Raw genomic sequence first — 10895 nt, 5'->3', positions numbered from 1 at the left:
AACGCCTTTAATATCGGCGTTCCCGCACAGGGGCAATACTGCCCCTATGAAAACAACCTCCGTATTCTGGCAACCGGCCCTGCAGGCCCCCGGCGAAATCGTCCAGGGGCTGGATGATATCTGGCAGGCCATCCAAATCATCCTGCGTACTCCTCGCGGCAGCGACCCACATCGCCCGGAGTTCGGCAGCAATCTGCACCGTTATATCGACTGGCCTATCGACCGTGCTATCCCACATGTGGTGCGCGAATCCGTCGATGCCATTCGCCGCTGGGAGCCTCGCTGCCAGCTTATGTCGGTTAAACCCGCCGTTGACGGCGAACATCTTACGCTCCGGGTGAGCTGGAAAGGCTCTGACGGGCAGACCCGGACTCAGGAGTTGCTATGGCGCTGACAGAACCCGACTTTATTGAACGCGATGCCGATAAAATCACGGCTGAGATGATTGCGCAGTACGAAGCCGCAACCGGTAAAACGCTGTATCCCGCTCAGGCCGAGCGCCTGCTGATTGACCTGTGGGCATACCGCGAAATGCTGGTCAGGGTGGCGGCGCAGGAAGCGGCCAAACAGAATCTGGTCGCCTTTGCCCGTGAGCCGATGATTGATTACCTCGGTGAACTGGTCGGTGTGTACCGTCTGGCCGCGCAGCCTGCCTCCATCCCACTCCAGTTCTCCGTGGAGGAGGAACTGGCCATTGATGTGCTGATCCCCGCTGGTACCCGCGTCAGTGCCTCCGACAGCATTATATTTTCCACCGATACGGACGTGGTGCTGAAGGCCGGGTTGCTGCTGGTCAACACCACTGCCACCTGTACCGAACCGGGCGTCGCTGGCAACGGATGGCAACCTGCGCAGGTCAGTCAGTTGCTCGATGAGATTGATAACGTTGACCTGCAGGTGACCAATCTGGCGGCCAGTTCTGGCGGCTCAGAACAGGAAGACAACGACAGACTGCGCGAGCGCATCAAACTGGCCCCGGAATCGTTCACGAATGCCGGAAGCCGTAAGGCATACCGCTTTCATGCCATGCAGGCCCATCCCAATATCGTCGACGTTGCCGTGCTCTCCCCGGTTCCGGGCACAGTTGAGCTGTATCCGCTACTCAGTACCGGCCTGCCGGATGACAGCATCCTCACACTGGTTGAGAGTTTCTGCTCAGATGAGAAAGTCAGGCCGCTCACTGATACCGTGCGGGCTAAAACGCCTGTCCAGGTGGATTACACCATCGAAGCCAACATCACGATCTACCGTGACCAGGATGCCAACTCGATAAAAGACGCAGCTAACAGTGCCATACAGAACTGGGTGGCGTCCCGTACTGCAGCACTGGGCCGCGATATTGTCCCCAGTCAGATTATCAGCGTGCTGTCCGTTGCCGGGGTTTACCAGGTTGAACTGGTGACACCCGCGCTGAGGGTCGTTGCTGAAAGCGAGTGGGCAAACTGTACGGCGATCACTCTCAACATGACCGGGGTTTCTGATGGCTGAGCCGCTACAACTCCCGCCACCACTTGAGGGGGATATCAGCCTCAGAACGCTGGGCAAGCTGGCCGGGCGGCTGGACAACATCGACCTGAGCGTACTGATGGTCTATCTGGTCGATATTGTCGACAGCTCCGCGCTGCCATGGCTGGGCGAGCAGTTCTCGTTGTTCGGCGATGGCTGGGAGCTGGCGGAATCGGATGATGTGCGTCGCATGCTTATCAAATCCGCCATCGAGCTGCACCGCTATAAAGGGACGCCGTGGTCAATCCGGGAAATTATCCGCCGTTTCGGCTTCGGTGAAGTGGATCTGATTGAAGGCACTGGTCAGATCGGCTACGACGGCAAACACACTTACAACGGGCTTTTTGTCCACGGCGATGCTGAAGCATGGGCGGTTTATCGCGTCATCCTTCAGCAACCCATCACTAACGATCAGGCGGCGCTGTTACGACAGACGCTCGCTGCCTTTGCTCCGGCCCGCTGCCATCTGGCGAGCCTGGAATATCAGTCTGTCGCTATTCGCTACAACAACACCGTCAATTATGACGGCAGCTATAACCACGGGAGCAGTTAACTATGGCAAACCTACCCGAAACCCCGCAGTGGGAAGAAGGCGTCTACCAAATCGAGGTCTCTGACCCTGTTCTGGGCGGGCCTGACGGGATATCTAACCGTCAGGCTAAACAGCTGGCCAGCCGCACGTCATACCTGAAACAACAGGTTGAAAAAGGCGGTTCAGACCTCGAGAAACACATCGCTGCAGCTGACCCGCATACTCAGTATGCGCCGAAAGCCAGCCCTACATTTACCGGAAATCCAGCTGCACCGACTGTAGTTAAAACGGATAACAGCACCAAACTGGCCACCACCGCCCATGTCAAAACAGTGGTCGCTGATTATGCGCCGTTGGCCAGCCCAGGATTAACGGGTATTCCTACCGCCCCAACAGCAGCGCAAACGGTCAATAATACCCAACTGGCAACAACTGCCTTTGTTAAAGCTGCGCTTGCCGCTCTGGTCGCGTCATCACCAGCAGCACTGGATACGTTGAACGAACTTGCGGCGGCATTGGGTAACGATCCTAACTTCGCCACTACCATGACAAACGCACTGGCGGGTAAGCAGCCGCTGGACAATACGTTAACTGCATTATCAGGTAAGTCAGTCGCTGCTCTTCTCGAATACCTTCGTTTGGGAGCGGGGGCTCCAGCTATCGGTATTCCGTTTTTCTGGCCGTCTGCCGCGATGCCAAATACGGTGATGACGGAATGGGCTGATATGGTATTCCTGAAATTTAATGGAGCCTCGTTCTCAGCCACTACTTACCCAAAATTAGCTCAGGTTATACCAAGCCTAACATTACCCGAGTCACGTGGTGAATTTATTCGAACATGGGATGATGGCCGTGGAGTTGACTCTGGGCGCGCACTTCTGTCTGCTCAGCTTGATGCTCTTCAGAACATCACAGGTTCTTTTGGCGTAAGTGATAACGGGAGTATCGTTGGTGGAATAGGCGTTCCTACAGGGGCATTTACTGGCACAACCGATTTAGGGAAAGTTCCGGTGTGGGCAACGGGAGCTGTCACCGGCGTACGCTACGTAGGTGCTAATTTTTCAGCTGCAAATGTGGCTCGAACTGCTACAGAAACGCGACCGCGTAACATCGCATTTAACTTCCTGGTAAGGGCAAAATAATGAAACCTGTTTTTGATGAACATGGACTGGCCGTAGAATCGGGTGAGGTCCGTTGTTTTTATTATGGTGTGGTAACGTCCGAATATACTGGCTGGTCTGACGAATTTATTAACATCGGGGTAAGCATGCCGGGACATTCAACGGATATTGATCCCGGTGAAGAAATCTCAGGGAAAATTGCGGTTTTCGGCAATGGTGAGTGGGTGCAAAACGAAGATCATCGAAGTGAAATTGTCTATTCAACAACAGACGGCATGTCTTCCACTGTCGACTACATTGGCCCTGTTCATGATGGTTATACCACCATTGCACCTTCAGGACCCTACGATAAATGGGATGGGGAAAAATGGGTAGAGGATGCAGATGCGCAGCATACCGCTGATGTAGCAGCAGCGGAAAGTGAAAAACAAGCAAAAATTGACCAGGCTAACGCGTACATGAACAGTAAACAGTGGCCCGGCAAAGCAGTTATGGGGCGCTTGAAAGACACGGAGAAGGAGCAGTATAACGCATGGCTTGATTATCTGGACACGCTGGAAGCAGTAGATACTTCCAACGCACCAGATGTCGAGTGGCCTACACCACTGGCGGAGTAGGCCAGGTAATGACGGGAGCCGTTGATGTATCAGCGGCCTCTAGTGCATCAAGGTAATCGAGCCACAAATTGTATTGGGCTAATTCGTCTCCCTTTAGACGGCCGATCGCCGCTTTGCCGGGCCACTGTTTACTGTTGATGTAGACGTTAGCCTGAACAATACGGGATTGCTTCTCAGCGTCGGCAAACGCAATAAGTTCAGCGTGCGTTGGTTCAGGTTTATCAATCCATGCAGGCGAACCTTCATTATCAGTTCCTCTAATTTTACCATCTGGCGGCAAGCCGGAGAATTCTGTAAATATTTCCTCATCAACATCCTTGCCGCCTTCGGGCCATAATTTATTGGCCTCATAATTTTCTTTTAATAAGTAAGCATAAAATATATCGTCAAAATATTTATACATTTGCATATTAATACCCTATTGCAATTATCGTTATACTCGATACCGCAGTGGAATTAAATCGACGCCACGGAATCCGGAAGTTATCTGCCATATTTAAGGTCAGTGTCCCGGGGTCTGCAGAGTATCCTGTCAGTGAGCCACCGGTAGCAACTGCGCATACTGTTCGTGTCGGGAAAGCAATAGGCAAGGGAGCGTTACCGGACGTGACATTTAGATCCATACTTACCGGCATGGATTGAATAATCCAACCGCTTGGCAACTGAAACCAATTGCTGCTAAAAGGAAATGCACTCATATCCGGAATTTGACCTGCCCCAGTCCCCACGTTCTTTTTCGCCGCTGTTCCCAAACGAAGGTTTTTGGAAAAGCAGTTACACATAGCGAAATCTGTAAAAATCCTCCCAGCGCGACATAGAGGAGGAAAATTGATGGCCATCATTGGTTATATCCGCGTATCAACAATCGACCAGAACAGCGATTTACAACGTAATGCACTCACAAGCGCAAACTGTGACCGCATTTTTGAAGACCGTATGAGCGGAAAAGTTGCCAGCCGCCCCGGTCTGAAACGCGCTTTAAAGTGCATTAATAGCGGAGACACCCTGGTCGTGTGGAAACTGGACAGGCTGGGACGCAGCGTTAAGAACCTGATCGCACTTATATCTGAGTTACATGAACGCGGTGCCCACTTTCGCTCTTTAACAGACAGCATTGATACCAGTACTGCCATGGGGCGTTTCTTTTTCCATGTGATGTCGGCACTGGCGGAGATGGAACGCGAGCTGATCGTCGAACGAACACTGGCCGGGCTGGCAGCAGCCAGGGCACAGGGACGCGTAGGTGGAAGGCCCAACGCATTAAAAGCGCATGAGCGAGAGCAGATTGGGCGGCTATTGGCGAAGGGGCACACCCGTCACCAGTTGGCCATTATCTACGGTGTAGGGTTATCGACGCTTTACCGATACTTTCCGGTGGATGGTCAGAGGAAGGATAACGCAGTAGGAATGTAATTCTTTTGCAAATATTGAAACGCCGCAGCGATGCCATTTATCTCACGGAAATGGGCGCATTTATCGCGCGGCGCATCAACTTCCGCAGAGGTCGCCAGCCCGCTGACCACCTCCACCAGCTTCATCACCGGCGCGGGGTTAAAGAAGTGCAGCCCCGCCACGCGCTCCGGATGATTCACGTCTGCCGCAATCGCCGTGACGGAAATGGACGATGTGTTGCTGGTCAGCAGCGTCTGGGGCGGACAGATCTCCGCCAGCTGCGCAAACAATGCCTTTTTCACCTCCAGTCGTTCGGAGGCCGCTTCAATTACCAGTTCGGCCGCGGAAAGCGCGGTGATATCCGTCACCGGAAGCAGCCGGGCCAGGATCTGGGCGCTGGCATCGGCGGAGAGCTTTCCGCGCGTTACCCGGGAGGCCAGACGCTGGCGAATTCCGTCGATGGCGCGTGAAATCGCATCGCCGGCGATGTCGTAAAGCAGAACCTGATGGCCGTGGCTGGCGGCAACTTCGGCAATGCCCGCGCCCATCGTGCCGCTGCCAATCACGGCAACCGTGCGTATGTTCAGCATCTTATTTCCCCGTAAAGTTCGGCGTGCGCTTCGCCAGGAAAGCGCTGACGCCTTCGCGGTAGTCGTCGCTGCGACCGGCCAGACGTTGATAGTCGCGCTCCAGGTCAAGCTGGGCATCCAGGGTGTTGGTTTCCGCGGCGTTAATGGCCTGCTTGATCAGCCCCAGCCCAAAGGTTGGCTGAGACGCAAAGTGCAGCGCCATCTGCTGCGCGGTAGTGGAGAGCTGGTCGTCATCCACCACCTGCCAGATCATTCCCCACGCCTGCGCCTGTTCGGCGCTGAGTTTATCGCCGAGCAGCGCCAGTCCCATGGCGCGGGCACGTCCGGCCACGCGTGGCAGCAGCCAGGTGCCGCCGCAGTCCGGCACTAAGCCGAGCTTGCTGAAGGCCATCACAAAGTTGGCGGAACGGGCGGCAATCACCATGTCGCAGCCGAGCGCCAGCGTGGCGCCAGCGCCGGCCGCTACGCCGTTGACTGCACAAATGACCGGCTTCGGCAGTTTTGCCAGGCGGCGTACCAGGGGGTTATAGAAGGTTTCAACCGACATCCCCAGGTCCGGTGCCGGGCCGTTGGGGTCGACGTTGCGGTCGTTCAAATCCTGACCGGCACAGAAACCGCGCCCTGCGCCGGTGATCAGCAGGCAGCGGATGGTGTCATCGCGCTCGGCCTGTTTCAGGCATTCTGCAAGCTGCTGATGCATCACGTCATTAAAGCTATTCAGACGCTCCGGACGGTTCAGCGTAATGGTCATTACGCCCTGTTCTACTTGACTGAGAATACATTCCACAATTAGCGTCCTTTAAAGTCGGGGGTGCGTTTTTGCAAGAAAGCGTCGATACCTTCCCGGCGGTCTTCGGTGGCAGAGAGCAGCGTAAAAAGCTGACGCTCCTGCATCAGGCCAGCCTGCAGAGGCACCTCCTGAGACTGACGAAGCGCCTGTTTCGCCGCCTGCAGCGCCAGCGGGGAATGGCGCGCCATCACTGCCGCCTGCTTCAGGGCATACTCCAGCGTCAGGGATGCCGGGAAGACATCGCTGACCAGCCCGGCGCTCATCGCCTGCTGCGCAGTAATGCTCTCTCCGGTCAGCACCATTTTGCTGGCAAGGGATTTACCGACGCTGCGGATCAGTCGCTGGGTACCGCCCGCCCCCGGCATAATGCCGAGGGTGATTTCCGGCAGGCCAAATCGTGCGTTATCCCCGGCAATCACCACGTCGCACAGCAGCGCAAGTTCACATCCGGCGCCCAGCGCGAAACCGTTGACGGCGGCGATCAGCGGTTTGTTAAACGCGTTAATGCGCGCCCACAGTTGCGGGCGGATATCGTTCAGGGTGGCGGGCAGGTCTTTCTCTGCCATTTCGTTGAGATCGGCCCCGGCGGCAAAGCAGCGTTCGTTGCCGTAGATCACACAGGCCGAGATGTCGGCATCAACCGCAGCGCTTTCCAGCGCGTCGGCTAATTGCGTCAACAGGGCGTTATTCAGGGCATTACGCGCCGCCGGACGGTTCAGCGTCAGCTGCAGCACGCGGCCATGACGGGTAACAGTCAGTTCGCTCATGCCATCCCCTTTGCGTCAAAGTCGACGATCACGTCGGCGGTGAGCGGCAGTGACTGACAGCTCAGCACATACCCGGCGGCCAGCTCGTCCGGCTCCAGACTGTAGTTGGTCGCCATGTCCACCTTCCCGCGCAGCACTTTGCATTTACAGGTCGCGCACACGCCGCCTTTACAGGCATAAGGCAGGTCCGCCCCCTGACGCAGGGCAGCATCGAGGATGCTTTCGTCGTCTGCCGTCAGGGTAATTTCGCGGTCGCGCCCGTCCTGTCGCACGGTCACTTTCTGCCCTTCCGCCTGCACGTTTACCGTGCGTTTCACGGCGGTCCCCGGCGTATTAAAGCGTTCAAGATGAATGGATTTTTCCGGCATCCCCAGCGCCTTCAGCGCGGCTTCGGCCTCGTCCATCATCGACGACGGGCCGCAGATAAACGCGTCGTCGTACTGACGGAAGTTGATCAGGGTTTTCGCCAGCGCCTGCAGCTTTTCCCCGTCGATGCGGCCATACAGCAGATCGCTGTCCAGCCGCTCCTGGCTGAAGATGGAGACCAGCTGCAGCCGCTGCGGATATTTATCTTTCAGGTCCGCCAGCGCCTGGCGGAACATCATGCTCTGACTGCTGCGGTTGCCGTAAATCAGAGTGAAATGGCTGTTCAGTTCGGTGGCCAGCGTGGCGGCGAGGATCGCCAGCATCGGGGTGATGCCGGAGCCTGCGGCTATCGCCAGGTAGTGGCCTTCACGTTCGGCCTGCGGCTGATAGCCAAATTGCCCCTGCGGAACCATCACCTCCAGCGCCATGCCTGCTTTGATCTCATCTCGGGCATAGCGGGAAAAACGCCCGCCTTCGATGGCTTTGACCGCCACGCTGATCTCACCCGGCGCGGTACTCCGGCAGATGGAGTAACAGCGGCGCAGCTCGTCCCCGCCCAGCTTCGTTTTCAGCGTCAGGTGCTGTCCGGGGCGAAAGCGGTAGGCTTCCTGCAGCGCCTGCGGCACCGCAAACGTGATGGTCACCGCGTCGCGGGTTTCGGGTTCCACTTTTGCCACTGTTAATGAATGAAACGTTGTCATGGCAGCCTCAAATGCATTTGAAATAGTCGAAGGGTTCGCGGCAGGTGTTGCAGCGGTAAAGCGCTTTGCAGGCCGTCGAACCAAATTCACTGATTAGCGCGGTGTCGGTACTGGCGCAGCGCGGGCAGCTCACCTCCGCCGGGGCGTGCGCGTGGCAGCTATTCCCCACGGGCGGGCTGATGCCGTAAGCCCGCAGGCGTTCGCGCGCGTCGGCGGTCATCCAGTCGGTGGTCCAGGCAGGGTCAAGCTGGAGCACAATGTGCACCGGGGTAAAGCCATGCGCGGTCATCACGTCGCGGATCGCCCCCAGCAGGTGTTCCGTTGCCGGGCAGCCCGAATAGGTTGGCGTGAAGCCAATCACCCAGCCTTCCCCCTGTGCCTTGACGCTGCGCACCATGCCTAAGTCGGTGATGGTTAATACCGGCACTTCCGGGTCCGGGATCTGGCTTAACAGCGACCAGATCTGCGGGATTTGCGCCGGTGCGATGTCGACGAGACGTTGCATAGCCTTCTCCTTTACCACTGCTGGCCGGGATACGCGCGCTGGAGATACTGCATTTCTGCCAGCATCGGCCCCAGATGTTCGGTATGCAGCCCCTTCTTACCCCCGGTGCGGTACGCCACCTCATCGGGTACGCTCAGGCTGGCTTCTTTGAGACCAGCATACACTTCGCTTTCCCACGGCTGGCGCAGGGTGCGTGGGTCCACCGCCACGCCGGAATCTATCAGCGCCAGTTCAACGTCATCGGCGTCGAACAGCTCTGCCGTAAAGCGCCACAGGTTATTGATGGCCTGCTGCATTTTTTGTGCGGACGTTTCGGTCCCGTCGCCCAGGCGTACCAGCCAGCCGCGGCTAAAGCGCAGGTGGTAGCGCGCCTCTTTGATCGCTTTGGCGGCGATGGCGGCAAGCTGGCCGTCAGTGCTGCGGGTCAGGCGCTCATACAGCGCCACGTTCCAGGCATCCATCAGGTACTGACGGGCAATGGTGTCGGCGAAATTGCCGTTGGGCTGCTCCACCAGCAGGACATTGCGGAACTGGCGCTCGTCGCGCCCAAACGCCAGGGTATCTTCGTCGCCCTCACCTTCACATTCAGCGGCGTAGGCCAGGAAATTGCGCGCCTGGCCCAGCAGGTCAAGACCGATATTGGCCAGCGCGAGATCGATCTCCAGCTCCGGCGCGTGGCCGCACCAGGCCCCCAGACGCTGGGAGAGCACCAGACCGTTGTCGCCCAGACGCAGGGCATAGGCTGTGACTGTTTTCATCCTTCGCCTCACATGTGCTCGATGCCATCGGGGATGGTGTAGAACGTCGGATGGCGGTAAACCTTGCTTTCCGCCGGATCGAAAAATTCGCCGCTCTCTTCCGGCTGGGAGGCAATAATCTCGCTCGCCTTCACCACCCAGATAGAACATCCTTCACTGCGACGGGTGTAAGCATCGCGCGCATTTTCCAGCGCCATGCGATCGTCGGCGGCATGCAGGCTGCCCACGTGACGGTGGGACAACCCTTGTTTGCTGCGTACGAACACTTCGTACAGCGGCCAGTAGACATTGCTCATGATTATTTCCTCTTATGCGGCCTGACGGGCGCGTTGTTTTCCTGCGTGGGCCAGGGCGGCTTCCCGCACCCACGCCCCGTCTTCCCAGGCTTTACGTTTAGCGGCCAGCCGTTCGTGGTTGCAGATGCCGCGCCCGTTAATCACCTCTTCAAATTCCTGCCAGTCGATTTCGCCGAAGCGGTAGTGACCGCTCTCTTCATCAAAACGCAGGTCAGGATCCGGCACCGTCATGCCCAGCATCGCCACCTGCGGCACCGTGTTGTCGACAAAACGCTGACGCAGCTCGTCGTTTCTGAAGCGTTTGATTTTCCAGGCCAGGCTGCGGGCGCTGTTTGGCGAGTTATCGTCGTTCGGCCCGAACATCATCAGCGCAGGCCACCAGAAGCGATTGATGGCGTCCTGCAGCATCTGGCGCTGCGCCTCACTTCCCTGGGCCAGCGCCATGCAGGCTTCAAAACCCTGACGCTGGTGGAAGCTCTCTTCTTTGCAGATTTTCACCATCGCCCGGGCATACGGACCGTAAGAGGTGCGGCACAGCGCCACCTGATTGACGATGGCAGCCCCGTCCACCAGCCAGCCGATGACACCGATGTCGGCCCAGCTCAGGGTGGGATAGTTAAAAATGGAGGAGTACTTCATCTTGCCGTCGAGCATCTTCTGGTAGATGTCTTCCCGTGCGCAGCCCAGCGTTTCTGCCGCGCTGTAGAGGTAAAGTCCGTGTCCGGCTTCATCCTGTACTTTCGCCAGCAGAATCGCTTTTCGGCGCAGCGTGGGTGCGCGGGTGATCCAGTTACCTTCCGGCAGCATGCCGACGATTTCGGAATGCGCATGCTGACCAATCTGGCGGATCAACGTTTTACGGTAGGCGTCAGGCATCCAGTCCTGAGGCTCAATCGCCGTCTCCTGCGCTATGCGCTGCTCAAACCGTTGTTCTTGCGTCACGTCATCACCTTT

14 protein-coding genes and 1 pseudogene are annotated in these 10895 nt (G+C 57.3%); 6 read left to right on the top strand and 9 right to left on the bottom strand.

All coding sequences use genetic code 11. The features are described from left to right. The first annotated feature begins 46 nt into the window (after window positions 1-46). From AAER43_RS10720 to AAER43_RS10700, 5 genes are read left to right on the top strand one after another with little or no spacing between them, the layout of a single operon-like run. Window positions 47-394 (top strand): GPW/gp25 family protein, encoded by a 348-nt coding sequence (locus AAER43_RS10720; RefSeq protein WP_063617128.1) that lies wholly within the window; start codon window positions 47-49, stop codon window positions 392-394. Beyond that, a complete protein-coding gene (locus tag AAER43_RS10715) occupies window positions 385-1488 on the top strand; it encodes a baseplate J/gp47 family protein (protein WP_150343933.1) in 1104 nt (367 codons plus the stop codon). Before AAER43_RS10720 ends, AAER43_RS10715 begins: the two co-directional genes overlap by 10 nt. Next, window positions 1481-2059, top strand: a complete 579-nt coding sequence (locus AAER43_RS10710) for a phage tail protein I (protein ID WP_006687313.1) — start codon at window positions 1481-1483, stop codon at window positions 2057-2059. The genes AAER43_RS10715 and AAER43_RS10710 overlap by 8 nt, the downstream gene beginning before the upstream one ends. Before the next feature lie 2 nt (window positions 2060-2061). Beyond that, window positions 2062-3180 carry a phage tail protein gene (locus AAER43_RS10705; RefSeq protein ID WP_342701924.1) on the top strand — a complete coding sequence of 373 codons (1119 nt, stop codon included), beginning with the start codon at window positions 2062-2064 and terminating at the stop codon, window positions 3178-3180. Further along, entirely contained in the window at window positions 3180-3776 is a 597-nt protein-coding gene (locus AAER43_RS10700; protein WP_342701923.1) for a tail fiber assembly protein, read from the top strand. The genes AAER43_RS10705 and AAER43_RS10700 overlap by 1 nt, the downstream gene beginning before the upstream one ends. Here AAER43_RS10700 and AAER43_RS10695 read toward each other — a convergent pair. Continuing rightward, a complete protein-coding gene (locus tag AAER43_RS10695; protein ID WP_342701922.1) occupies window positions 3757-4185 on the bottom strand; it encodes a tail fiber assembly protein in 429 nt (142 codons plus the stop codon). The genes AAER43_RS10700 and AAER43_RS10695 overlap by 20 nt on opposite strands. Before the next feature lie 422 nt (window positions 4186-4607). Between AAER43_RS10695 and AAER43_RS10690 the strand changes: the two genes are divergently transcribed. Then, on the top strand, window positions 4608-5189 hold the full coding sequence (locus AAER43_RS10690) for a recombinase family protein (protein ID WP_059386969.1): 582 nt from the start codon (window positions 4608-4610) through the stop codon (window positions 5187-5189). A 77-nt stretch (window positions 5190-5266) separates the two neighbouring features. On the opposite strand, the pseudogene AAER43_RS10685 reads toward AAER43_RS10690, so the two are convergent. From AAER43_RS10685 to paaA, 8 genes and pseudogenes are all read right to left on the bottom strand, one after another. Beyond that, window positions 5267-5758: pseudogene (locus tag AAER43_RS10685) on the bottom strand (3-hydroxyacyl-CoA dehydrogenase NAD-binding domain-containing protein); the annotation flags it as partial. A gap of 1 nt (window position 5759) precedes the next feature. Further along, window positions 5760-6548 carry a 2-(1,2-epoxy-1,2-dihydrophenyl)acetyl-CoA isomerase PaaG gene (paaG, locus tag AAER43_RS10680; RefSeq protein WP_100246810.1) on the bottom strand — a complete coding sequence of 263 codons (789 nt, stop codon included), beginning with the start codon at window positions 6546-6548 and terminating at the stop codon, window positions 5760-5762. Next, window positions 6548-7315 carry a 2,3-dehydroadipyl-CoA hydratase PaaF gene (paaF, locus tag AAER43_RS10675; protein WP_014883702.1) on the bottom strand — a complete coding sequence of 256 codons (768 nt, stop codon included), beginning with the start codon at window positions 7313-7315 and terminating at the stop codon, window positions 6548-6550. The genes paaG and paaF overlap by 1 nt, the downstream gene beginning before the upstream one ends. Beyond that, on the bottom strand, window positions 7312-8382 hold the full coding sequence (gene paaE, locus AAER43_RS10670) for a 1,2-phenylacetyl-CoA epoxidase subunit PaaE (RefSeq protein ID WP_050862400.1): 1071 nt from the start codon (window positions 8380-8382) through the stop codon (window positions 7312-7314). The genes paaF and paaE overlap by 4 nt, the downstream gene beginning before the upstream one ends. A 7-nt stretch (window positions 8383-8389) precedes the next feature. Continuing rightward, entirely contained in the window at window positions 8390-8887 is a 498-nt protein-coding gene (gene paaD / locus AAER43_RS10665) for a 1,2-phenylacetyl-CoA epoxidase subunit PaaD (RefSeq protein ID WP_050862401.1), read from the bottom strand. A gap of 11 nt (window positions 8888-8898) precedes the next feature. Then, on the bottom strand, window positions 8899-9645 hold the full coding sequence (gene paaC / locus AAER43_RS10660; RefSeq protein ID WP_045269529.1) for a 1,2-phenylacetyl-CoA epoxidase subunit PaaC: 747 nt from the start codon (window positions 9643-9645) through the stop codon (window positions 8899-8901). An 8-nt stretch (window positions 9646-9653) separates the two neighbouring features. Continuing rightward, a complete protein-coding gene (paaB, locus tag AAER43_RS10655) occupies window positions 9654-9941 on the bottom strand; it encodes a 1,2-phenylacetyl-CoA epoxidase subunit PaaB (RefSeq protein ID WP_006175064.1) in 288 nt (95 codons plus the stop codon). 12 nt (window positions 9942-9953) lie between these two features. After that, window positions 9954-10883: a 1,2-phenylacetyl-CoA epoxidase subunit PaaA gene (gene paaA / locus AAER43_RS10650; RefSeq protein WP_050862402.1), complete on the bottom strand. Its 930-nt coding sequence runs from the start codon at window positions 10881-10883 to the stop codon at window positions 9954-9956. Between the last annotated feature and the right edge of the window lie 12 nt (window positions 10884-10895).

Origin of the sequence: Enterobacter sp. FUJ80071, assembly GCF_038739915.1 — a bacterium.
GTDB lineage: Bacteria > Pseudomonadota > Gammaproteobacteria > Enterobacterales > Enterobacteriaceae > Enterobacter > Enterobacter kobei.
This window is presented reverse-complemented; position numbering and strand designations above follow the sequence as displayed.